Annotated in this window: 31 protein-coding genes; 1 reads left to right on the top strand and 30 read right to left on the bottom strand. The window is 33.3% G+C overall.

Annotation, left to right across the window (positions count from 1 at the left end; genetic code table 11):
- Nucleotides 1–62: 62 nt before the first annotated feature.
- Complete coding sequence (gene parC, locus EF513_RS04915; RefSeq protein WP_125216301.1) at nucleotides 63–2,288, top strand: DNA topoisomerase IV subunit A; 2,226 nt, start codon at nucleotides 63–65, stop codon at nucleotides 2,286–2,288.
- 26 nt (nucleotides 2,289–2,314) lie between these two features.
- Here the strand turns inward: parC and EF513_RS04910 are convergent, their stop codons facing one another.
- From EF513_RS04910 to tuf, 30 genes are all read right to left on the bottom strand, one after another.
- Nucleotides 2,315–3,712: a fused MFS/spermidine synthase gene (locus EF513_RS04910; protein WP_125216300.1), complete on the bottom strand. Its 1,398-nt coding sequence runs from the start codon at nucleotides 3,710–3,712 to the stop codon at nucleotides 2,315–2,317.
- A gap of 627 nt (nucleotides 3,713–4,339) precedes the next feature.
- Nucleotides 4,340–5,050 (bottom strand): SURF1 family protein, encoded by a 711-nt coding sequence (locus EF513_RS04905; RefSeq protein WP_125216299.1) that lies wholly within the window; start codon nucleotides 5,048–5,050, stop codon nucleotides 4,340–4,342.
- Nucleotides 5,051–6,380: 1,330 nt separating this feature from the next.
- Nucleotides 6,381–6,755, bottom strand: a complete 375-nt coding sequence (gene rplQ, locus EF513_RS04900; RefSeq protein ID WP_125216298.1) for a 50S ribosomal protein L17 — start codon at nucleotides 6,753–6,755, stop codon at nucleotides 6,381–6,383.
- A gap of 13 nt (nucleotides 6,756–6,768) precedes the next feature.
- Complete coding sequence (locus EF513_RS04895) at nucleotides 6,769–7,794, bottom strand: DNA-directed RNA polymerase subunit alpha (RefSeq protein WP_125216297.1); 1,026 nt, start codon at nucleotides 7,792–7,794, stop codon at nucleotides 6,769–6,771.
- A gap of 38 nt (nucleotides 7,795–7,832) precedes the next feature.
- The gene (rpsK, locus tag EF513_RS04890; RefSeq protein ID WP_125216296.1) at nucleotides 7,833–8,210 is read right to left on the bottom strand and encodes a 30S ribosomal protein S11; all 378 of its coding nucleotides are present in this window, start codon (nucleotides 8,208–8,210) and stop codon (nucleotides 7,833–7,835) included.
- A gap of 6 nt (nucleotides 8,211–8,216) precedes the next feature.
- Nucleotides 8,217–8,585, bottom strand: coding sequence for a 30S ribosomal protein S13 (rpsM, locus tag EF513_RS04885; RefSeq protein WP_125216295.1), 369 nt, complete (start codon nucleotides 8,583–8,585; stop codon nucleotides 8,217–8,219).
- A 75-nt stretch (nucleotides 8,586–8,660) separates the two neighbouring features.
- Nucleotides 8,661–9,299 carry an adenylate kinase family protein gene (locus EF513_RS04880; RefSeq protein WP_125216294.1) on the bottom strand — a complete coding sequence of 213 codons (639 nt, stop codon included), beginning with the start codon at nucleotides 9,297–9,299 and terminating at the stop codon, nucleotides 8,661–8,663.
- A 2-nt stretch (nucleotides 9,300–9,301) separates the two neighbouring features.
- The gene (gene secY, locus EF513_RS04875) at nucleotides 9,302–10,633 is read right to left on the bottom strand and encodes a preprotein translocase subunit SecY (RefSeq protein ID WP_125216293.1); all 1,332 of its coding nucleotides are present in this window, start codon (nucleotides 10,631–10,633) and stop codon (nucleotides 9,302–9,304) included.
- A 15-nt stretch (nucleotides 10,634–10,648) separates the two neighbouring features.
- The gene (gene rplO, locus EF513_RS04870) at nucleotides 10,649–11,098 is read right to left on the bottom strand and encodes a 50S ribosomal protein L15 (RefSeq protein WP_125216292.1); all 450 of its coding nucleotides are present in this window, start codon (nucleotides 11,096–11,098) and stop codon (nucleotides 10,649–10,651) included.
- Between the two features lie 21 nt (nucleotides 11,099–11,119).
- Entirely contained in the window at nucleotides 11,120–11,302 is a 183-nt protein-coding gene (gene rpmD, locus EF513_RS04865; protein WP_125216291.1) for a 50S ribosomal protein L30, read from the bottom strand.
- On the bottom strand, nucleotides 11,277–11,855 hold the full coding sequence (gene rpsE / locus EF513_RS04860; protein WP_125216290.1) for a 30S ribosomal protein S5: 579 nt from the start codon (nucleotides 11,853–11,855) through the stop codon (nucleotides 11,277–11,279). The genes rpmD and rpsE overlap by 26 nt, the downstream gene beginning before the upstream one ends.
- Before the next feature lie 9 nt (nucleotides 11,856–11,864).
- The gene (gene rplR, locus EF513_RS04855) at nucleotides 11,865–12,224 is read right to left on the bottom strand and encodes a 50S ribosomal protein L18 (RefSeq protein WP_125216289.1); all 360 of its coding nucleotides are present in this window, start codon (nucleotides 12,222–12,224) and stop codon (nucleotides 11,865–11,867) included.
- Nucleotides 12,225–12,245: 21 nt separating this feature from the next.
- Nucleotides 12,246–12,806 carry a 50S ribosomal protein L6 gene (rplF, locus tag EF513_RS04850; protein ID WP_125216288.1) on the bottom strand — a complete coding sequence of 187 codons (561 nt, stop codon included), beginning with the start codon at nucleotides 12,804–12,806 and terminating at the stop codon, nucleotides 12,246–12,248.
- A 9-nt stretch (nucleotides 12,807–12,815) separates the two neighbouring features.
- Nucleotides 12,816–13,208: a 30S ribosomal protein S8 gene (rpsH, locus tag EF513_RS04845; RefSeq protein ID WP_125216287.1), complete on the bottom strand. Its 393-nt coding sequence runs from the start codon at nucleotides 13,206–13,208 to the stop codon at nucleotides 12,816–12,818.
- 6 nt (nucleotides 13,209–13,214) lie between these two features.
- Nucleotides 13,215–13,520, bottom strand: a complete 306-nt coding sequence (rpsN, locus tag EF513_RS04840; RefSeq protein ID WP_125216286.1) for a 30S ribosomal protein S14 — start codon at nucleotides 13,518–13,520, stop codon at nucleotides 13,215–13,217.
- 11 nt (nucleotides 13,521–13,531) lie between these two features.
- On the bottom strand, nucleotides 13,532–14,086 hold the full coding sequence (gene rplE, locus EF513_RS04835) for a 50S ribosomal protein L5 (RefSeq protein ID WP_125216285.1): 555 nt from the start codon (nucleotides 14,084–14,086) through the stop codon (nucleotides 13,532–13,534).
- A gap of 18 nt (nucleotides 14,087–14,104) precedes the next feature.
- Complete coding sequence (gene rplX / locus EF513_RS04830; RefSeq protein WP_125216284.1) at nucleotides 14,105–14,419, bottom strand: 50S ribosomal protein L24; 315 nt, start codon at nucleotides 14,417–14,419, stop codon at nucleotides 14,105–14,107.
- The gene (rplN, locus tag EF513_RS04825) at nucleotides 14,416–14,784 is read right to left on the bottom strand and encodes a 50S ribosomal protein L14 (RefSeq protein ID WP_125216283.1); all 369 of its coding nucleotides are present in this window, start codon (nucleotides 14,782–14,784) and stop codon (nucleotides 14,416–14,418) included. Before rplN ends, rplX begins: the two co-directional genes overlap by 4 nt.
- Before the next feature lie 23 nt (nucleotides 14,785–14,807).
- Entirely contained in the window at nucleotides 14,808–15,053 is a 246-nt protein-coding gene (gene rpsQ, locus EF513_RS04820) for a 30S ribosomal protein S17 (protein WP_125216282.1), read from the bottom strand.
- On the bottom strand, nucleotides 15,046–15,261 hold the full coding sequence (gene rpmC / locus EF513_RS04815; protein WP_125216281.1) for a 50S ribosomal protein L29: 216 nt from the start codon (nucleotides 15,259–15,261) through the stop codon (nucleotides 15,046–15,048). The genes rpsQ and rpmC overlap by 8 nt, the downstream gene beginning before the upstream one ends.
- Nucleotides 15,254–15,679 carry a 50S ribosomal protein L16 gene (gene rplP, locus EF513_RS04810; protein WP_125216280.1) on the bottom strand — a complete coding sequence of 142 codons (426 nt, stop codon included), beginning with the start codon at nucleotides 15,677–15,679 and terminating at the stop codon, nucleotides 15,254–15,256. Before rplP ends, rpmC begins: the two co-directional genes overlap by 8 nt.
- An 18-nt stretch (nucleotides 15,680–15,697) precedes the next feature.
- Nucleotides 15,698–16,345 carry a 30S ribosomal protein S3 gene (gene rpsC / locus EF513_RS04805; RefSeq protein WP_125216279.1) on the bottom strand — a complete coding sequence of 216 codons (648 nt, stop codon included), beginning with the start codon at nucleotides 16,343–16,345 and terminating at the stop codon, nucleotides 15,698–15,700.
- Nucleotides 16,346–16,353: 8 nt separating this feature from the next.
- Complete coding sequence (gene rplV / locus EF513_RS04800; RefSeq protein WP_125216278.1) at nucleotides 16,354–16,707, bottom strand: 50S ribosomal protein L22; 354 nt, start codon at nucleotides 16,705–16,707, stop codon at nucleotides 16,354–16,356.
- Between the two features lie 2 nt (nucleotides 16,708–16,709).
- Complete coding sequence (rpsS, locus tag EF513_RS04795; protein WP_125216277.1) at nucleotides 16,710–16,991, bottom strand: 30S ribosomal protein S19; 282 nt, start codon at nucleotides 16,989–16,991, stop codon at nucleotides 16,710–16,712.
- Entirely contained in the window at nucleotides 16,991–17,827 is an 837-nt protein-coding gene (rplB, locus tag EF513_RS04790) for a 50S ribosomal protein L2 (protein ID WP_125216276.1), read from the bottom strand. The genes rpsS and rplB overlap by 1 nt, the downstream gene beginning before the upstream one ends.
- A gap of 1 nt (nucleotide 17,828) precedes the next feature.
- Nucleotides 17,829–18,122: a 50S ribosomal protein L23 gene (rplW, locus tag EF513_RS04785; RefSeq protein WP_125216275.1), complete on the bottom strand. Its 294-nt coding sequence runs from the start codon at nucleotides 18,120–18,122 to the stop codon at nucleotides 17,829–17,831.
- Nucleotides 18,119–18,739: a 50S ribosomal protein L4 gene (gene rplD / locus EF513_RS04780; protein WP_125216274.1), complete on the bottom strand. Its 621-nt coding sequence runs from the start codon at nucleotides 18,737–18,739 to the stop codon at nucleotides 18,119–18,121. The genes rplW and rplD overlap by 4 nt, the downstream gene beginning before the upstream one ends.
- A gap of 25 nt (nucleotides 18,740–18,764) precedes the next feature.
- Nucleotides 18,765–19,502 carry a 50S ribosomal protein L3 gene (gene rplC, locus EF513_RS04775; RefSeq protein ID WP_125216273.1) on the bottom strand — a complete coding sequence of 246 codons (738 nt, stop codon included), beginning with the start codon at nucleotides 19,500–19,502 and terminating at the stop codon, nucleotides 18,765–18,767.
- On the bottom strand, nucleotides 19,502–19,819 hold the full coding sequence (gene rpsJ, locus EF513_RS04770; protein ID WP_125216272.1) for a 30S ribosomal protein S10: 318 nt from the start codon (nucleotides 19,817–19,819) through the stop codon (nucleotides 19,502–19,504). Before rpsJ ends, rplC begins: the two co-directional genes overlap by 1 nt.
- Nucleotides 19,820–19,842: 23 nt before the next feature.
- Nucleotides 19,843–21,033: an elongation factor Tu gene (gene tuf / locus EF513_RS04765; protein WP_125216271.1), complete on the bottom strand. Its 1,191-nt coding sequence runs from the start codon at nucleotides 21,031–21,033 to the stop codon at nucleotides 19,843–19,845.
- Nucleotides 21,034–21,042: the final 9 nt, after the last annotated feature.

Genomic DNA, 21,042 nt, shown 5'->3' with positions numbered 1-21,042 from the left:
CTTGCTTTTAGCCTATAAATTAGTCACACGCTACAGTTCCGTATTAATTGAGTTTTATATCCATGGATCCAGAAAATAAAGAAACTATTGAAAATGAAAGTTTTAGTAACGCACTAAGCAGCCGTTATTTATCTTATGCACTTTCCACTATTATGTCGCGCTCATTACCTGATGTAAGAGATGGTCTAAAACCGGTGCATAGAAGGTTGCTTTACGCTATGCACGAACTCAAGCTTGATCCTAAATCAGGCTTTAAAAAATGCGCCCGTGTAGTGGGTGATGTAATAGGTAAATTCCATCCTCATGGTGACGCTGCCGTTTATGATACGTTAGTAAGACTTGCTCAAGATTTTTCATTAAGATATCCGCTGATAGAAGGCCAAGGGAACTTTGGTTCAATTGATGGCGATAACGCTGCAGCCATGCGTTATACTGAATCAAAATTAACCTACACTTCAACCTTACTGCTTGCCGACCTAGAAAATGAAACTGTAGGGTTTAGACCAAATTATGACGGTAGCGACCAAGAACCTGAGGTTTTGCCTGCTTTATTTCCAAATTTACTTGCCAATGGATCCGAAGGTATCGCTGTTGGTATGGCCACAAGTATTCCACCCCATAATATTCTAGAAATTTGTGATGCACTAATAGCCTTAAGCCATAATGCCGAAATTAGTCATGAGCAATTGACCAACTTTATAATTGGTCCAGATTTTCCTACTGGTGGACTTATGTATGAAACCAGGCAATCAATTACTGAGACATACAAAACTGGCAAGGGAAGCTTTAAAATTAGGGCTCGTTGGGAAATAGAAAATTTATCCCATAATATGTATCAAATTATTATTACTGAAATTCCTTATCAAGTAAACAAATCCAGGTTGATTGAAAAGCTAGCAGATCTACTCAAAGATAAAAGGTTAGCTTTAATTGGTAATATTCGAGATGAATCTACCGAAGATATTAGGATTATAATTGAACCTAAAAATAAAGGGGTAGATGCCGAGTTACTAATGGAGTCTTTGTATAAACTGACTGAACTTGAGACCAGATTTAATTTAAATTTAAACGTGCTTGATCCAAATCTTGCACCAAGAGTTATGTCACTTAAGGAAGTGCTTAGTGAGTTTTTAAAATTTAGACGAGAAATTATTACCAAAAGATCCCAATTCCGCCTCCGCAATATTAATGATAGGCTAGAGACTTTAGCCGGATTATTAATTGCTCATTTAAATATTGATCACGTCATTAAAATCATTCGTGAGAGTGACGAACCAAAAGCTGAACTCATTAAAACCTTCAGCATTACCGAGAAACAAGCAGAAGCTATTTTAAATATCCGCTTACGGTCCTTAAGAAAGCTTGAGGAAATTGAGATCAAAAAAGAGCAAGATAGCTTAAATAGTGAAAAACAAGAATTAGAATCAATCTTAAATGATACTAAAAAACTAGAAAAAGTTTTAAACAAAGAAATTAAAGAACTGAAAACTAACTTTGAGAAAAACCCTGCTTTAAGCAACAGAAGAACCGAAATAATCGATCAAGAACTTAAAGTTGTTAATATTAACATCGATGCTTTTATTGAAAAAGAGCCAATTACTGTAATCATTTCCCAAAAAGGTTGGTTAAAGTCATTAAAAGGGCATCAAAGCGAGATCAGTGATAATAACTTTAAAGATGGTGACAATGTAAAATTTATTTTACCAACTCATAATACTGAAAAAATTATTGTAAGCTCCTTAAAAGGTAAATTTTTTACTTTAAATGCCGATAAGATCCCTAGCGGCAAAGGTGCCGGCGAACCTATTAGAATAATTCTCGATCTTGTACCGGAGGATGACATTTTAGAAATTTTTGAATATAATCCGGAACACAAAATTCTCTTAGCCAGTAGTAACAACAAAGGCTTTATTACTGAAATGAGTAATGTAATTGCCCAAACTAAAAATGGTAAGCAAATTGCTGATATTTCAGGAGAAGATAAGCTTATTTTTGTACAAATTATTAAGGGAGATATGGTCGCAGTGATCGGGCAAAACAGAAAGCTGCTAATCTTCCCAATTACCCAAATTCCGGTTATGCGTAAAGGCCAAGGGGTAACCTTACAAAAATATAAAGATGGCAATATTAGTGATATTACTATTTTTAATCAACAGGAAGGGCTTAAATACGGCAATAAAACCTTAACAGACCTCACTCCTTACACTGGTAATAGGGCATCAGTTGGTAGAATGGCTCCGCTGGGTATGCCTAGAAATAATAAGTTTAGGAATATAAGAGAGGGATAAAATCTTACAAAAATAGTGTAACCGAGCTATTTATCAATAGCAGCTGTATTTTTGTTATCAGTATAAATTTGGTTATCTATTTCTTTATTATTAAAATAAATATATACATTATTAGTAGCTCGGGAATTATTTTTATCCCAAGGGTCAAAGTTTTGTATTATTTGTCTAGAGTGAGGATTAAATACAGAGCTAAGAGTGTTGTGTACGCGAAGACTATACTTATCTTTAAAATTAGGTTGTGCAATTACATTAGCAACTAAAATACCATCCTCTGCTATTATATTTTTTACTTGTTCAAAATATTCTTTAGTAAGGCATTCTTGAGGAACCGAAATTGCGTGCGAATATACATCCAAAATAACCAAATCAAACTTATCTATATTTTTTCTAAGAAATGACCTTGCGGATATTGATATAAATTTCTTATTAGGCCCCATTTTATGAGGTAAAAAATGCTCTTCTGCAACCTTCTTAAGATCAGGGTCAATATCTACAAAACTATATAAATTTTTATTATCTTCATATCCTAGTGTAAACCCTCCTGCCCCAATAACTAATATTCTTTTTTGTTTACCTGCAAGGATGGGTTTTATAAAATTATCTTCTATGTAGGCTATATATTTAAATTTGTTTGCATTTTCAGAGCTAAAACGTGATGAATTGGAATGATTAATATACATATTACTAATATCATTAATCTCATCATGTGTAATGCTGATCATATTGTAGGCGTTGTTAGATACAATATTTGCATTACGAAATACACTCGTATGATTAAGCATCACTCCAATAGCACATACTATTATAGAATATATCACTGTTAAATTATAAATTCTTCGACTGAGCATTATAATTAATAACAACATAAGCCCCATTACTAATATAACCGTATTATTGACCCCTATAATCATCATCAATACGACAGTAGTTAAAATAGACCCAGCAAACGACCCGGTAGTTGAAAAGAATAAAATTCTTCCTGCCACTACACCGAGTTTTTGAGTATTAAAATAATTACTAACTAACGGAATAATTTGTCCTAACAAGAAAGTTGGCAATACTAAAAAAAGCATAGAGAATATTACGGTTTGTAAAATATGATTTTTAATTCCTATTAAATCAATACTAAGGAAAAATAGACTTTGAATTATGTATGACAGGCCTAAAGTACAAAAAATTAAAGCTACAAACAAGTTTCGCAGTAAAATACGCCGTATAGATAAATGTCTTTGCTTAGAGCCTAAATTGCCAGCGTAATAATAACCACAGGCTAGAGGAAGCAAAATACTGCTAATTATTATAGAAATCACTTCAATTCCTCCTCCCACAAAAGGGATGAGCAATCTTATAGCTAAAAGCTCTATGGATAATACAATATAACCCTCAAGAAAAATTAAACAGTATAAAACACTATGATTTATCATGACTATATTGCAAAAATTTAAATTATTTCGTTATTTGCTTACCAGCTCGAATATAACCACACCACACGATATTTTGTCGATTGAAATTTATAGTTAGCTTTGTATTTTTCAAAAATTTATTAACCTCTAGCTGATAAACTTAAAACAACTATAATAATTTTAAAAAAAATTTTATTACCATTTCAAACTAAGCTCATTCTTGATGAATAACGAACTAATCTTTATTTCTCAAGCACTAGTAAATTGATATTAAACGATAAAGGACCGATTATTCAGCCCTTGATCAACTATTTATTAAGCCAATTATACTATGTACTATTTAAACTTACAAAGTTTGTTACCTTGCTTGCTAACATGATGCAAGGGTTACACTTTACTCAGTAGCTTTAATCATCATAGTGGGCATACAGAATCCAAGTTTATTTTTCATAGTATTTGCTATTACTGGTTTTATATAACATATCAGCTTCGCAAAAATTTATTCTAACTATTACCAATAAAGATTTAAGCACAAATTGGGTCATATTTATGATTATATATTTTTTGTTAATATCAAACAATCTCACAAGAGTTCATACGCTAACATAGTTATTACATGAACTAAATCCACGCAATAAAAGATATAATTTATGATGATCTAGGGGAGGAAATAAATCTAAAATAAAATATACCCGCTAAAATTATAGCTAAACTAAACCAGGTAATGGCATAAGACAGATGATTATTTTTTAAATTAGGGGAAGGGTTTTTGCCGATAGGATAAATACTATTTTCATACGAGCGCATTAGATAAAAATTAGAAAAATCTGTTTTCCAATGTTTTGCTGCCTGTTTAATATCAATATAATACCAGATATTTTTGTTTAATTCATTTTCTGGAGTAAAAGTCCCTGGTTTTTCTGATGGCATTATTGTTGCATTTAAATTTACATTTACCGCTGGGTCATTATTTTTATAACTATTTAAATGTGAAGTTTCAACCCATCCCTGATTAACAAGCAGATTAGTGCCATCATCACATATAAATTTACTTAGCATAAAATACCCAGGTTTACCTCTAATAGCCATAGGTCCCGCATAAACAAATAGATTCTCTGAATTATCATAATGGCCGTTGATTTTAATTTTGCGATAAAACGAATCTTGATTAAAATTACGCTCTAAATCTTTGCAGCTAATTTCCATTATTGGAAGATCTGTTTTTGCTTGAATTCCTTGTATAAGATGTTCTTTATAATCCAGCCGTTTTAACTGCCAGGCACCTAAAAAAATTAAAATTACAAACATTATCCCAAAACTAATACATGGTAATATTAATTTACTTTTTTTCTTCATCATATTAATAACTTTTATATTTATTTACAAACCACTAATGTTGATAAGCTAATCCAGATATATTTAGCAGTCAAGAGATTCACTCTGTTGTGCTCACTCTATAATTAGGCTCATTGCATACTCAAGAGATATAGAAGAACGAGCTACATTAGCTGAAGTAAATTGTTTCTCAATAATTTATTTCATTACTGCTTACTATATTCTATTATCATCTCTAAATATAGATATATTCACTTGTTCCTAATTTAAATAACTTGCAAGACAAAATAGAATTTGAAGTTAATCAAGATACACAGCCAAGTCTATCTTAAACAATTATTATATAAATTGGCAGATTAATTAAGGTAGTGATAGTTAAAATTTAGACGGTATACAAACTCTATATACAAGATGTAGTTATGAGCAACCCAACAAATATAAAAGAACAACGTAATAACATTTTTTTCAGAAGATGACAGGAAAGTTAAAATGCATGAGCTTTTCAACATATGCAAATTACAACAAATCTAGAAAAACCTATCCTGGAAAACATCGTTTTTAGCTAAATATATTAATCTCAACTAAAGAAAATGAGCTTGGCCGCATATTAGTTTACCTTACATAACCTATTATTAAAGCCTAAAACCTGGATCACAACCCTTGAAACACAGAAGCAATCTTTTTAGAAATTACTAAAGTTATAGCATCCCTTTTAATTTCCGATCTATCTTTAAAAAATTATACCATAATAAATATGGGTGCAAAAATAATTTATCTTCAACTTTAACCCAATGTTCCAGCCCATTTTTCAGCAATAAACGCAGCCATATCCCTCATACGAATTCTAGTAATTTTAGCCGCTCTGTTGCATAGCAACATAATAATATTTACAAAAATACCGATAGATTTTATTCTTGTATTTTACACAGTTACCCAAATAATATTAAAATAATGTATAGTCAAGCTGGCACCAAAATGAGATTATTAATTAATAGAAGATTATAAATTTTTAATAAGAAATACAGTAAAACTTGAAACTATAGCAAACAAAAATTGAAGTTAAGATTAGTTCTATACGGCTAATGCAATTCTATCTATACTAACTAATTACATATCTTAAATACAATAAAGTTAAACAAAAAGCCCTAAAATAACTCTTTTAATTACAAAGTTTTATATAATGAGCAGATATTTATCAACCGGTTGGAAAACAAAGGGTTAAAATTCACGATCATTTTTGGGAGAGTATAGCAAGTATAGTACGCTATATAACTGTGCTATGCTTTAGGAACCATTATAATAAGACAAAAGAAATGTAAGAAATAAAAAAAGGGAGTCACCTCCCTTTTTTTAACTAAGCTTGTGCAAGCTTATCTGAATCTACCAGTTGTATGTAAGCTACCGGAGCCATATCACCGTATCTAAATCCAGCTTTTAAAATCCTAGTATAACCACCTGGGCGAGTTTTATAACGATCAGCAAAAACTGTAAACAGCTTGTTAACTAACATTTCATTTTTGAGCACGGATAAAGCTTTTCTTCTATTGTGCAAAGTATCAATTCTACCTAATGAAATTAACTTCTCAGCAAATGGTTTAAGAAATTTTGCCTTAGGTACAGTAGTTTTAATCTGCTCATGTTCAAACAGAGCAAGCACTAAATTATTTAATAGAGCCTTACGATGAGCAGAGGTTCTATTAAGTTTTTTTGTATTTTTATTGTGTTTCATATCAACAACCTAATTAATTGTATGGATCTTCAAATTTTTTGGATAATTCTTCAATATTTTCTGGAGGCCAATTTGGTACATCCATTCCAAATTTAAGACCCATTGCAGTTAATACTTCTTTGATTTCATTTAAGGATTTACGGCCAAAATTTGGAGTTTTAAGCATCTCACCTTCAGTCTTTCTAACCAAATCACCAATATAAACAATGTTTTCATTTTTAAGACAATTCTGTGATCTAACTGACAACTCAAGATCATCGACCTTTTTAAGTAAGCGTGGATCAATTTTAATTTCAGGCTCTTCTTCTTCGTGCTTAACCACTTCTTGCTCTTGGAAGTTAATGAACACTTGAAATTGATCTTGTAAAATTCTAGCTGCAACCCCAACAGCAGTCTCGGGATCAATAGCAGCATTAGTCTCAACATTTAAAATAAGCTTATCATAGTCAGTTACTTGGCCTACACGACTATTTTCTATTTTATAGTTTACCTTCCTAACTGGGCTAAACAATGAATCAACAGCTATTAATCCAATAGGATCATCTGCTTTTTTATTATTTGCTGCAGTCACATAACCTTTACCATTAGTGCAGTAAATTTCCATATTAAGTGAGGCATTAACGTCTAAATTACAGATTACTAAATCCGGATTTAAAATTTCTACATCTCCAGATGTTTCAATCATCGAGGCAGTTACTTCACAAGGACCGGTTACAGACAAACGTAATTTCTTTCTATCGTTAGAATGATTTTTTATCACTAAAGATTTCAAGTTTAAAATAACATCAGTTGCATCTTCTTTAACGCCAGGAATGGGAGAAAATTCATGTAATACACCATCAATTTTAACAGCTGTAACGGCACAGCCTTGAAGAGAAGATAACAATACTCTTCTTAGTGCATTACCTAATGTTATTCCAAACCCTCTTTCCAAAGGTTCAATAACTACATCTGCAATATTAGCATTATATTTACTAGCATTGTAATTAATAGACGATGGCTTAATTAAATCGTTCCAAGCTTTTGATAATAAAAACATAGCCTTAAGTCCTATTATTTAATATAAAATAAATTCATTTACACTCTACGTTTTTTACGCGGTCTGCATCCATTATGCGGAACAGGTGTAATTTCCTTAATATATTGCACTTTAAAATATTGCGATATAACACGTGCTGCTGATTCTTTACCTGCACCAGGACCTTTAATATATAAATAAATAATATTTTTAAGTCCAAAATCCCTGGCTTTCTTACATGCTATCTCGGCATTAGTTTGTGCAGCAAAAGGAGTAGACTTTTTTGCACCTTTGAATTTATTAATTCCAGAAGAACACCATGCAATCACATTACCGTTAGTATCAGTAATAGTAATTTTAGTATTGTTAAAACTGGTAGTAACATATGCGTTACCTACAGCAACATACTTCTTTTCTTTTTTAACTTTCTTTACCATACAAACCTATTTTTTCTTACCAGCAATTGGCTTAGCTTTTCCTTTACGAGTACGAGCATTAGTATGAGTTCTTTGACCGCGAACAGGTAATCTCTTACGATGTCTTACGCCACGATAAGAACCTAAATCAATTAGCTTCTTAATATCCATAGCTACTTTACGTCTTAAGTCACCCTCAACCATAAAGCTTTTCTCAATATACTCTCGTATTTCGATAATTTCTTGGTCAGTAAGCTGATTAATTCTTCTCAGATTCTCAATTTTCAAATCTTTACAAATTGTTGCAGCTCTAGCACTTCCTATTCCATGGATATAGGTAAGAGCAATAATTACTCTTTTATTTGTTGGTACGTTAACACCGGCAATTCGTGCCACGATTATCTCCTTAACAATTCATTAATTTAACAATGACTGCATATTCTATTAAAAAAAGGCTACAAGTCAACAAAATTAAACAAAACTTATATGACTAATAATTTCTTCAGTTACTATATTAATTGGTAACGAACCATCTATAGTAACCAACAGGTTACGATTATGATAAAAATCAATAATCGGCAGCGTTTGAGCTTTATAGTTTTCTATACGTTTCTGTACGATTTCAATATTATCATCTTTTCGTATTGATAATTGTTCAGAACCGCAATTACTACATTGTTTAATATTTTGATTGATATTAAACACCTCTCCACAATTACTACAAGTAATACGCGAGCTTACCCTATTCACAAGCAAGCTCTCCGGCACATCTAAAAAGAAAGCCTTAGTAATTGTTTTATTTTTTTCTACAAGATATTTATCATAATAAAGAGCTTGTTTTAAAGTCCTAGGAAAACCATCTAATAAATAATGATCTTGTAAGTTTTTAGTTTCTAAATGATCAATTAACACTTTAGTAACCAAATTATCATCTATCAAACCGCCACTTGACATAACTTGCGTTACCTCACGAGCAAGAGCAGTATCTTGCACAGATAATTCACGAAAAATATCTCCTGTAGAAATTTTCTTTAAATTAAATTTCTTACATAAAATAGATGACTGAGTACCTTTACCTGAACCAGGAGGTCCTAAGAAAACAATAATCATTTTTACCTTTTCTTATTTTCGTGTTTCTTTACTAAAGAATGATATTGACCCACAAATAGATGGGTTTGTATTTGAGTAAACCCATCCATAATGACATTAACAACAATTAAAATGCTAGTGCCCCCTAAATAAAAGGGAATAGAGAAATTAGACACTAAAATTTCTGGGAACAAACATACTAAAACCAAATATACTGCACCAACAGCTGTAATCCTATTAACAATATATTCAATATACTTTGCAGTAGCTTCTCCAGGCTTTTTACCAGGTATAATAGCACCATTTTTTTTCAAATTATCAGCAGTTTCCTGAGGATTAATTGTTATAGTACTATAAAAGAAACAGAAAAATACTATAAGCAGCGTATATAATACTATATATAACAACCTACCATGGGCTAAATTAGTAATTAACCAGTTTAACCATTCCGATTCAAATTGTTTATTGCTAAAATTTACAATAGTTAATGGAAAAAGTAACAACGAACTAGCAAAAATAGGAGGGATAACACCTGCTGGATTTAGCTTAAGTGGTAAAAATGAAGATTGCCCTCCATATACTCTATTACCAACTTGGCGCTTAGGGTATTGTACAAAAAGTTTGCGTGAGGATCTCTCAAAACAAACTACCACTGTCAACAACAATGCAGCAAATGCAATTATAAAAATTATTGACAATCCTGAAACAGCTCCTGTCTTACCCAAGTTAAATAAATTGAATATCCCATTTGGCAAGCCTGAAATTATTCCAGAAAAAATTAATAATGAAGTTCCATTACCAATGTTTTGCAATGAGATTCTATCAGCTAACCACATCAAAAAGATGGTTCCTGCAGTTAACGATGTCATTGTAATAATTTTAAATAAAGGACCCGGAATCAAAACCAAGCTACCTAGCTCAGTTGACATGTTTTCTAAAGCAACCGATATACCATAAGACTGCACTATACATAATAAGATAGTAAGATAACGGGTATATTGGCTTATTTTCCTACGGCCCGCTTCGCCATCTTTTTTTAAAGTTTCCAAATCTTTAACTACAACCGATAAGAGCTGCATAATAATAGAAGCAGTAATATACGGCATAATTGCTAAAGCAAAAATGGTCATACGCCCTAAAGATCCACCTGAAATCATATCAAACATACCAAGCAAACCAGCTTGATTTTTTTGAAAAAGTGATTCAAGAACTTTGGCGTCTATTCCCGGCAAAGGAATATAACAACCAACCCGATATACAATAAGCATAAGCAAAACCAGAAAAACTTTTTTCTGGATTTGCTTTATACTAGCAAGATAATTAGAATTTAAATGATTTAAATGTGAAGATTTCATATCTATATATAGAAATTAAGCTATTTGACCACCAGCTGCAGTTATTAACTCTTTAGCTTTACTGGAGTAAGCATCCAAATTAAATGTAAGCGCTATAGTTAATTCACCATCAGCCAAGAGCTTAATAGGCGTTCTTAAATTATTAACCAATCCGATTTCAAGTAAAAACTCTCTGGTAATATTACTATCTTTTTTTATCACACCAGAATCTGCTAAATATTGAATATCAGCTAAATTAATTAATTGATATTCTTGTTTGTTGATACTAGAAAAGCCTCTTTTAGGAAGTCTTCTGTGGATAGGCATTTGACCACCTTCGAATCCATTAATAGATACACCAGAACGCGATTTTTGACCTTTAGTACCTCTACCACAAGTTTTACCTTTACCAGAACCTATCCCTCTACCGAGAAGCTTTCTTTTTTTAACTGAACCTGGCATAGGAAAAAGATGATGTAATTCCATAATCTAACTCTATTTTATATTTTAATTATTATTAACTTCTTCAACTTTAATCAAGTGCTTAACTTTAAAAATCATGCCCCTGATTGAAGAAGTATCTTCATGAACCGCACATTTATTCATTTTTAAACCTAAAGCAGTAAGAGTAACTTGTTGATCTTCAGGTCTTCTATTAGCGCTTTTAATTTGTGTTATTTTCAACTTCATTTTCAATACTCTTATGATTTACAGTTGATTCACGATTACTAATGATTTCGCTTACCTTTTTATTTCTTTTTTCAGCAATATGCTTAGGTGAGCTTAGCTTTAATAATGCATCAAAGGTTGCTCTAATAATATTATTTTCGTTATTAGAACCAGTTGATTTTCCTACTACGTCTTGCACACCAAGTGCAGCTAATACTTTACGTACTTCACCACCAGCAATAATACCAGTACCTGGAGGAGCTGAACGCAGAATAACACGAGAAGCACCATATACCCCTATCACATCATGATGTAAAGTACGATTCTCTTTTAATGGCACTCTTACGATATTTTTTCTAGCTTGGTTTATAGCTTTTTTCTTTGCATCAGCAACTTCAGGAGCTTTACCATGTCCAAAACCAACATTGCCTTTCTGATCTCCAACTACAAACAATGCAGTTAAGCTAAATTTACGGCCACCCTTAACTACTTTAGTTACTCTTTTATACGAAACCGCATATTCTTTGAAATTTGATTCAGTTACCTGCTTCTCTTTCTTTGATATTCTCACCATAAATATACCTTAGAAATCTAATTTTTTGTTTCTTGCACCTTCAGCAATTGCCTTGATACGACCATGATATGGCTTACCACCTTTGTCAAACACAACTTTAGTAATACCATTTTTTAAAGCACGTTCTGCAATTATTTCACCCATTTTAAATGCAGCGTCAATATTTCTTGCATTTGAAAACTCTTTGGCTAGCTCTGTCTCAACAGTAGATGCAGATATTAAAGTCTTATGTTCTTGATCATCGATAATCTGAACATAAGTATGATTATTTGAAACAAAAACAGATAATCTCGGTCTTTTAGAAACTCGCCTAATTTTTGCTCTTTCTCTTTGCTTACGTCTTTCAGCACGTAATGTTGGATTAACCATATAGATACCCAATTATTAATATTATTTTTTCTTGCCTTCTTTTCTTAAGATAGTCTCATCAGAATATTTAATACCCTTACCTTTATAAGGCTCAGGAACTTTAAAGGATCTAATCTTAGCGGCCACTGAACCAACTTCTTGCTTTGAAATACCAGCAATAGTAACTTTATTTTGTACTACCGTTACGCCAATACCTTTTGGAACTTGATATTTAATAGTATGGCTATAACCAAGACTTAGACTTAATATTTTACCATCAGTAGCTACACGGAAACCAACACCATTTACTTCCAATTCTCTAGTAAAGCCATCACTTACACCTTTAATCATATTACTAATTAAGGTTCTTGAAAGACCCCATAAGCTTTTTGCTTTACGATCAAGTGACTTTAAATTTTTAATGTCATCAAGATCTCTTGGCCATACGATAACTTTATTATCTTCCAAGGTAACATTTATAAGCTTATTAATAACCGCAGAAAGTTCACCTCTAGGTCCCTTAACAGTAACTAAATTATTTTTATCTACTGTAACATTAACACCATTAGGTATATTAACAGGTAATTTTCCAATTCTTGACATAACTATACCTTAGAATACGCAACAAATTAATTCGCCACCAACATTTAAATGTCGAGCTTTATGATCAGTCATAACACCCTTAGGCGTAGATAAAATGTATATACCCAAGCCATTAAAGTATTTTGGTAAATTTTTAATTTGAACATACTCTCTTTTACCAGGCTTGGAACATCTTTTTATCTGAGAAATAACAGATTTACCGTTATGATATTTAAGATTAATTCGAATAATCTTTTTAACTTCACCGATAACTTCATAGTCAGATATATAACCAGATTCCTTAAGAACTTCCATAATCTCTTCTAAAAAAGTTGAGAATGAAATCTCAACATATGACAACATTGCCATTTGAGCATTTCTAATTCTTGTTAATGAATCTGCAACAATATCAGTTAACATAATTCGCTCCTACCAACTTGCCTTTTTAACACCAGTAAGCAACCCAAGATTAGCAAGTGATCTTAATGCAATACGAGACATTTTAAAATCTCTATAAAAACCTCTTGGTCTGCCTGTTATTTCACAACGATTTCTAACTCTAATATATGAGCCATCTCTTGGAAGCTCAGCAAGTTTTTGCGCTGCTTCGAAACGTTCACTAAGAGGTAGATTCTCGTCTTTACATTGTTGTTGTAAATTTTGTCTTTTTAAAAACTGTCCATTGGATAGTTTTTTTCTTTTATTATTTTTTTGAATAGCACTACGTTTCGCCATAACTTCCTTCTTTAGTTATAAAAAGGTATATTAAATAATTTTAAAAGCTCATAACCTTCGTCATTAGAAGTAGCTGTAGTAACGATGGTAATATCTAAACCTCTAACTTTATCAATCTTATCGTAATCAATTTCCGGGAAAATAATTTGCTCTTTAACACCAATTGTTAAATTACCACGGCCATCAAAAGATTTTTTAGAAAATCCTTTAAAATCTCTTGCCCTTGGTAAGGCAACTAACACAAGCCTTTCTAAGAAACTATACATTTTATCACCACGCAAAGTTACCATACAACCAATCGGCATATTTTCACGCAACTTAAATGAAGCAATAGACTTTCTTGCTTTAGTAACCACTGGTTTTTGAGCAGCTATTAAAGTTAAATCTTTAACTGCATTATCCATTAATTTTGAATTTTGTGCAGCTTCCCCATATCCAATATTAACTACAATTTTAACAATTTTTGGAATTTGCATTACATTTGTATATTTAAACTTTTCTTGAAGTTTTTTAACAACTTCAGTTTTATACTTTTCTTTATAGTTTTTTAATTTACTAGCAGTCATATTTTTAACCTAAATTACTTAGTCAAGCTTTTCACCTGATTTGACCAAAACTCTTTTCTTCTCACCATCAAGTATTACAAATTTAACACGTGATGGTTTACCAGACTTGGGATCTTTATGCGCAACATTAGACCAATCAAGCGGCATTGGCTTTTTTATTTTACCACCGGCTGATGAATAACTTGGCTTTTCATGTTTAGTAACCGTGTTAATATTCTCAACAATCACCTTACTATCTTTAGGTATAACCTTAAGAATTTTACCTTCTTTGCCACGATCTTTGCCCGTAATAACTACTATTAAATCGTTTTTCTTAAATTTATTCATAATTATAACACCTCTTCGGCTAATGATATTATTTTCATAAAACCACCTGCACGCAATTCTCTAACTACTGGGCCAAATATACGAGTTCCGATAGGTTCATATTGCTTATTAAGCAATACAGCAGCATTTTTATCAAACTTGATAAAGCTCCCATCAGGTCTTCTTATTTCTTTTTTTATCCTTACTATTACAGCAAAGTAAATCTCACCCTTTTTAACCTTAGTTCTAGGAGCAGCCTTTTTCACAGATACTTTGATAATTTCACCAATACCTGCAATATATTTTTTTGAGCCACCTAAAACTTTAATACATTCAATCTCACTAGCTCCAGAATTATCTGCAACTTCAAGACGTGTACCCATCTGAATCATAAGAAACCTACTATAAATTCAAATTATTGTTCTGACTTAGCAATATTTGTAACTTTCCATTTCTTGGTTTTAGAAATAGGAGAAGACTCTTCAAATGTCACAAAGTCACCCATATGACATTCATTATTTTCGTCATGTACAGAATATTTTTTTGTTACTGTTACTGTCTTTTTGTAAATTGGATGTTTAATACGACGAGTAACTTTAATTACAGCTGTTTTATTAGGTTTATCACTAACCACTACACCTGTCAATACGCGTTTAGGCACTGGATTTACTCCGCTTAAATTTTTGATTAAACAATGTTAACAAACGAGCTTTTTGTTTTTTTAAATCTCTTATGCGAGCAGTATTTTTAAATTCCGAAGTGACTCTTTGAAAACGAATATTCATCATTTCCTTGTCAACCATTTTAAGCTGTTCAAGAATTTGCTCTTTTGCACAAGAATTAATTTCTTGCATTTTTTTATTAGCCATTTACTTCCTCTCCAACAGCTTTAACAAATTTTGTTTTAATTGGAAGTTTTGCAGAAGCTTTATCAAATGCACCACGTGCCAATTCTTCACTAACACCATCCAGCTCAAACAAAACCTTGCCAGGCTTAACTCTTACTACGAAATACTCTGGAGAACCCTTACCACTTCCCATTCTCACCTCTGCAGGCTTTTTAGAAACAGGAATATCCGGGAAAATTCTTATCCATAATTTGCCCGAACGCTTTATATAACGCATAATTGCTCTTCTGGCCGCTTCAATTTGGCGAGCGGTAATTCTTTCTGGCTGTAAAGCTTTCAAACCAAAAGTACCAAAACTAACAGAAAAGCCACCCTTTGCATTACCATGAATTCTTCCCTTATGGGCTTTTCTATAACGTGTTTTTTTAGGAGCTAACATCTCATTTTTCCTAAATTATTAATAATTATCAGATCTATAAATCCAAACTTTAACACCAATTACACCGTAAGTAGTGTGAGCTTCAGCTAATGCATAATCCACATCAGCTCTAAATGTATGAAGAGGTACACGACCCTCATGATATCTCTCAGTTCTTGCAATCTCTGCACCACCTAAGCGACCAGAAACTATAACTTTGATTCCAAGAGCGTTATACTTCATCGCCTGCTGGATCGCAGACTTCATAGCTCTTTTTACAGAAACCCTTTTTTCAATTTGATAAGCAATAGATTGAGCAACAATATTTGCATCAACTTCAGGCTTCCTAACTTCAACGATGTTCAAATGAATATCATCTTTTGTAAATTTGGCAAGCTCTTTTTTGATCACATCAATATCAGAACCTTTTTTACCAATTACCACACCAGGGCGCGATGTATGAATATCTACCTTAAGCTTACCAGCCGTACCTTCGATACCAACCTTGCTTACACCTGCAGATTTCAATCTTGTAAACAAAAAGCTTCTGATTTTTAATGCTTCATGTAGCCTTTTTGCATATTCATTTCTATCAGCGCAATAAAAAACAAAATCCCAGTTACGAACTTGTCCGTTAGCTTTTTTGATTCCTAAACGAGCACCTATTGGATTACACTTCTGACCCATAATTTATCCTATGCCTTACGTTCTTTTAATAAAATGGTTATATTGCTAAAGAATTTTTCGATTTTTGCACCTTTACCTCTAGCACGAGCACGAAATCTTTTCATAAGAATTGATTTTCCTACCTCTATGCGGTCAATATATAAATCATCGATGTTCATACCATGATTATTTTCAGCATTTGCAATTGCTGAAAGTAAACATTTTCTAACTTCGGTTGAAATACGTTTTTTACAAAACTTAAGTTGCAACAAAGCAGCATCTGCTTTTAATCCACGAATAAGCTTAGCAACATTATTAAGCTTAATCGGACTGGTTCTTACCACACCTAATTTTGCTTTAGATAATCTTAATGTATCAGTCATAACTAACCTTTCTTTGCTTTCTTGTCAGCACCATGGCCATAGAAAGTTCTTGTAGGTGCAAATTCACCAAATTTGAAACCAACCATTTCCTCTTTCACATGAACTGGAATAAACTTCTTACCATTATGAACAGCAAAATTTAAACCAACAAACATTGGTAATATAACCGAACGTCTGGACCAAGTTTTAATAACTGTGGATAGTTTACCAGACTCCTTAACAGCCTTTACCTTTTTGATCACATAAGGATCAACAAACGGACCTTTTCTTATTGATCTAGCCATTATTTACCCCTATTCTGATGTCTTGAACGAATTATAAATTTACTTGTTCTCTTATTTCTTCTGGTCTTCTTACCTTTGGTCTTTTTACCCCATGGTGAAACAGGATGTCTACCACCAGAAGTTTTACCTTCACCACCACCATGCGGGTGATCAATCGGATTCATAGCAACACCACGAACGGTAGGTCTTACACCCAACCATCTGCTTCGTCCGGCTTTACCATGGTTAGTATTTTGATGATCTTGATTCGATAAAACTCCAATAGTTGCCATACACTCAGCTTTAATAATACGAACTTCACCGGATCTTAACTTAATCATCACATATCCAGCATCTTTACCAACTATTTGAGCATAACTACCAGCAGCACGAGCTAACTGACCACCCTTACCAGGTCTAAGTTCCACATTATGGATCATAGTACCAACCGGAATTCCTGATAATGGCATAGCGTTACCAATTTTAATATCAGCATTTTTGCTAGAAATAATTTTATCCCCAATAGCTAACTTTTGTGGAGCCAAAATATACGCATGCTCTCCATCTTCATATTTAACTAATGCGATAAAACAAGTTCTATTGGGATCATATTCTATTCTTTCTATTACAGCAGTAACGTCAAGCTTCTGACGCTTGAAATCAATTATTCTGTAAAGCTTTTTATGACCACCGCCTCTATGCCTAGTAGTAATACGACCTAAGTTATTCCTACCACCAGTAGAAGATTTACCTTCAGTAAGTTTTTTAAACGGATCGCCTTTCCATAACTCCGATCTATCAATTAAAATCAGTTGACGCTGACCTGGAGTAGTTGGATTATAAGTTTTTAAACTCATATTATATACCTGCAGCTAAATCTATAGTTTGATTACTTTCTAACGTAACTATTGCTATTTTTCTATCACTTCTTTGACCGATAATTCCACGAAAACGTTTCACCTTACCTGGTCGATTAGCAATATTAACTCCTGTTACTTTAACCTTGAAAATCTCTTCGACAGCTTTTTTAACTTGCTGTTTATTCGCAACAATCGCAACATTAAACATATATTTATTTTGCTCTTGAAGTAATGTTGATTTTTCAGAAACTACAGGAGAGAGCAATACTTGATAAACTGATGTCTTTCTCATTGTAAGCGCTCCTCAATTTCAACAAGCGCTTGCTTAGTAATAACAAGATTTTTATGACGTAAAATATCATATACGTTTAAACCCATTACTGGTAAAACATCTATATTGATTAAATTACTACAAGCCCTTTTAAATTTTTCACTTTGATTATTTTGATCAACAAACAATACTGAATCAAAATTAAATTTTTTTATGATATTATTTAATTCTGCAGTTTTGCCATTTTCCAAATCTAAATTATCCACAACAATCAAACTTCCACCTTGATGCTTATCGGACAATGCATGACACAATCCTAACTTGCGCATCTTTTTTGGAAGACTAATCGCATGACTTCTTACTACCGGTCCAAATATAACCGCACCACCTCTAAATTGAGGCGAACGTAAACTACCCTGGCGGGCACGTCCGGTACCCTTCTGAGCATACGGTTTTTTAGTAGTCCCAGATAACTCTGATATCCCTTTCGTTTTATGAGTACCAGCTTGGCGTTTTGCAAGCTGCCATAATACTACTCTATGCAATATATCAGGCCTTGATTCATAACCGAAAATATCTTCGCTTAACTGAACCTTATCAATCACTTCGTTTGATAAATTAACTATACTTATATCCATTGCTTAAACCTTACAATATCTTCTGCTACGCTGCACTTTCGGCATCTGCGTTTTCAATTATGGAAGCTGGATACGGAAGATTTGCGCCTAAAACTTTTTTTACAGCATCTTTTGCAAATACATACGACCCTTTTTTACCAGGTACGGCACCCTTTACTAAAACCAAGGATCTTTCAAGATCAATATCCACAATCATTAAGTTGTGTATTGTTACCTTATTATTACCCAGTTGTCCAGCCATTTTTTTATTCTTAAATACCTTACCAGGATCTTGACATTGACCGGTAGAACCATGAGATCTATGAGTAATTGATACACCATGCGTTGCTTCAAGCCCTCTAAAATTCCATCTCTTCATTACACCAGCAAAACCCTTACCAATGGCAGTTCCAACGATATCAACAAATTGACCCACTTTGAAATGCTCAATTTTAAGCTGAGTACCAATTGGTAACAGCGCATCCTCAGAAACTAAAAATTCCTTAGATATTTTTTTAGGTTCTACTTTAGCTTTAGCAAAATGACCCAATTGCGGCTTTGCTACATTTTTCTTTTTGATTTTGCCACATGCCAATTGAAGAGCATTATAACCATTTCTTTTAGCGGTTAATACACCTACTACGAATTGAGGTTCAAACTCAAGCACAGTACATGGCACCACGTTACCATTATCAAATATAACCGAAGTCATACCAATTTTTTTGAAAATTAATCCGGTACGTTGTTTTTGTCCAGTTTCAATTATCTTGGATGCTTTTGCCATTATGCTGCCTCCATCAATTTAATTTTAACTTCAACACCAGCTGGTAGTTCCAGTTTCATTAATGACTCCACTGTTTGAGGAGATGGTACAATATATAAAACTCTAGTATGAGTAGTTAATTTAAACTGTTCTTGCGACTCCTTATCAATATGAGGAGAACGTTTAACAGTATAAATTTGAGTTTGAGTCGGCATTGGAATTGGACCGGAAATTTCCGCTCCAGTTCTTACCGCAGTATTATATATCTCTAAGGAAGCATGATCTACCAATGTAGAGTCATACGATTGCAACCTTATTCTGATCTGCTGATTATTCATATTTTTACTCAATATTTTTTTAACTATTTTAAAATTTTAGCAACCACACCAGCGCCAACGGTTCTACCACCCTCACGGATAGCGAATCTTAAACCTTCTTCCATTGCGATTGGTGCAATTAATTCCACAGTGATTTTAAGGTTATCACCTGGCATCACCATTTCTTTTCCTTCTGGTAAATTTACAATACCAGTCACGTCGGTAGTTCTGAAATAGAATTGTGGACGATAATTTGCAAAGAACGGGGTATGTCTTCCACCTTCTTCTTTACTTAATACATACACTTCAGCTTCGAAGTTAGTATGTGGAGTTATACTGCCTGGTTTAGCAAGAACTTGTCCACGTTCCACATCTTCACGTTTGGTACCACGGAGTAATACACCAACGTTATCACCAGCTTGACCTTCATCAAGTAGCTTACGGAACATTTCTACACCAGTACAAGTAGTTTTTTGGGTCGCATTAATACCAATGATCTCTACTTCTTCACCAACTTTGACAATACCACGTTCGATACGGCCGGTTACTACAGTACCACGTCCTGAAATTGAGAACACATCTTCAATCGGCATTAAGAACGGCTTGTCTACTGGACGTGCTGGAGTTGGAATATAGCTATCTACTGCTTCCATAAGTTTAAGAATTGCATTCTCACCTATTTCCTCATTATCACCATCTAACGCTGCAAGCGCTGAACCACGGATTATCGGTATATCATCACCTGGGAAATCATATTTGGATAATAATTCTCTTACTTCCATTTCTACTAGGTCTAATAATTCAGGATCATCAACCATATCTACTTTGTTCAAGAACACTACCATCGCCGGTACACCTACTTGACGTGCAAGCAAAATATGCTCACGAGTCTGTGGCATTGGACCGTCAGCAGCTGATACTACCAAGATTGCTCCATCCATTTGTGCAGCACCAGTGATCATATTCTTTACATAGTCAGCATGTCCTGGGCAATCTACGTGTGCATAGTGCCTATTTACTGTCTCATATTCTACGTGTGAGGTTGATATAGTTATACCACGTGCTTTCTCTTCAGGTGCTGCGTCGATTTGGTCATACCCTCGATACGTCGCACCGCCTGCCTTTGACAACACTTTAGTGATTGCCGCTGTTAATGTGGTCTTACCATGGTCTACGTGTCCGATGGTCCCTATATTTGCGTGCGGCTTATTACGCTCAAACTTTGCTTTCGCCATTTTTACTAA

The organism is Rickettsiales endosymbiont of Stachyamoeba lipophora (genome assembly GCF_003932735.1).
GTDB lineage: Bacteria > Pseudomonadota > Alphaproteobacteria > Rickettsiales > 33-17 > RICK01.
Note: the sequence above shows the minus strand (reverse complement) of the source record. Positions and strands in the feature narration are given on the sequence as shown.

What these genes read in the sequence shown, in the direction of transcription:
- parC (WP_125216301.1), top strand. Translation starts at nt 63, where the DNA reads ATGGATCCAGAAAATAAAGAAACTATTGAAAATGAAAGTTTTAGTAAC.
- EF513_RS04910 (WP_125216300.1), bottom strand. Translation starts at nt 3,712, where the DNA reads ATGATAAATCATAGTGTTTTATACTGTTTAATTTTTCTTGAGGGTTAT.
- EF513_RS04905 (WP_125216299.1), bottom strand. Translation starts at nt 5,050, where the DNA reads ATGATGAAGAAAAAAAGTAAATTAATATTACCATGTATTAGTTTTGGG.
- rplQ (WP_125216298.1), bottom strand. Translation starts at nt 6,755, where the DNA reads ATGAAACACAATAAAAATACAAAAAAACTTAATAGAACCTCTGCTCAT.
- EF513_RS04895 (WP_125216297.1), bottom strand. Translation starts at nt 7,794, where the DNA reads ATGTTTTTATTATCAAAAGCTTGGAACGATTTAATTAAGCCATCGTCT.
- rpsK (WP_125216296.1), bottom strand. Translation starts at nt 8,210, where the DNA reads ATGGTAAAGAAAGTTAAAAAAGAAAAGAAGTATGTTGCTGTAGGTAAC.
- EF513_RS04880 (WP_125216294.1), bottom strand. Translation starts at nt 9,299, where the DNA reads ATGATTATTGTTTTCTTAGGACCTCCTGGTTCAGGTAAAGGTACTCAG.
- secY (WP_125216293.1), bottom strand. Translation starts at nt 10,633, where the DNA reads ATGAAATCTTCACATTTAAATCATTTAAATTCTAATTATCTTGCTAGT.
- rplO (WP_125216292.1), bottom strand. Translation starts at nt 11,098, where the DNA reads ATGGAATTACATCATCTTTTTCCTATGCCAGGTTCAGTTAAAAAAAGA.
- rpmD (WP_125216291.1), bottom strand. Translation starts at nt 11,302, where the DNA reads ATGAAGTTGAAAATAACACAAATTAAAAGCGCTAATAGAAGACCTGAA.
- rpsE (WP_125216290.1), bottom strand. Translation starts at nt 11,855, where the DNA reads ATGGTGAGAATATCAAAGAAAGAGAAGCAGGTAACTGAATCAAATTTC.
- rplR (WP_125216289.1), bottom strand. Translation starts at nt 12,224, where the DNA reads ATGGTTAATCCAACATTACGTGCTGAAAGACGTAAGCAAAGAGAAAGA.
- rplF (WP_125216288.1), bottom strand. Translation starts at nt 12,806, where the DNA reads ATGTCAAGAATTGGAAAATTACCTGTTAATATACCTAATGGTGTTAAT.
- rpsN (WP_125216286.1), bottom strand. Translation starts at nt 13,520, where the DNA reads ATGGCGAAACGTAGTGCTATTCAAAAAAATAATAAAAGAAAAAAACTA.
- rplE (WP_125216285.1), bottom strand. Translation starts at nt 14,086, where the DNA reads ATGACTGCTAGTAAATTAAAAAACTATAAAGAAAAGTATAAAACTGAA.
- rplN (WP_125216283.1), bottom strand. Translation starts at nt 14,784, where the DNA reads ATGATTCAGATGGGTACACGTCTTGAAGTTGCAGATAATTCTGGAGCT.
- rpmC (WP_125216281.1), bottom strand. Translation starts at nt 15,261, where the DNA reads ATGGCTAATAAAAAAATGCAAGAAATTAATTCTTGTGCAAAAGAGCAA.
- rplP (WP_125216280.1), bottom strand. Translation starts at nt 15,679, where the DNA reads ATGTTAGCTCCTAAAAAAACACGTTATAGAAAAGCCCATAAGGGAAGA.
- rpsC (WP_125216279.1), bottom strand. Translation starts at nt 16,345, where the DNA reads ATGGGTCAGAAGTGTAATCCAATAGGTGCTCGTTTAGGAATCAAAAAA.
- rplV (WP_125216278.1), bottom strand. Translation starts at nt 16,707, where the DNA reads ATGACTGATACATTAAGATTATCTAAAGCAAAATTAGGTGTGGTAAGA.
- rpsS (WP_125216277.1), bottom strand. Translation starts at nt 16,991, where the DNA reads ATGGCTAGATCAATAAGAAAAGGTCCGTTTGTTGATCCTTATGTGATC.
- rplB (WP_125216276.1), bottom strand. Translation starts at nt 17,827, where the DNA reads ATGAGTTTAAAAACTTATAATCCAACTACTCCAGGTCAGCGTCAACTG.
- rplW (WP_125216275.1), bottom strand. Translation starts at nt 18,122, where the DNA reads ATGAGAAAGACATCAGTTTATCAAGTATTGCTCTCTCCTGTAGTTTCT.
- rplD (WP_125216274.1), bottom strand. Translation starts at nt 18,739, where the DNA reads ATGGATATAAGTATAGTTAATTTATCAAACGAAGTGATTGATAAGGTT.
- rplC (WP_125216273.1), bottom strand. Translation starts at nt 19,502, where the DNA reads ATGGCAAAAGCATCCAAGATAATTGAAACTGGACAAAAACAACGTACC.
- rpsJ (WP_125216272.1), bottom strand. Translation starts at nt 19,819, where the DNA reads ATGAATAATCAGCAGATCAGAATAAGGTTGCAATCGTATGACTCTACA.
- tuf (WP_125216271.1), bottom strand. Translation starts at nt 21,033, where the DNA reads ATGGCGAAAGCAAAGTTTGAGCGTAATAAGCCGCACGCAAATATAGGG.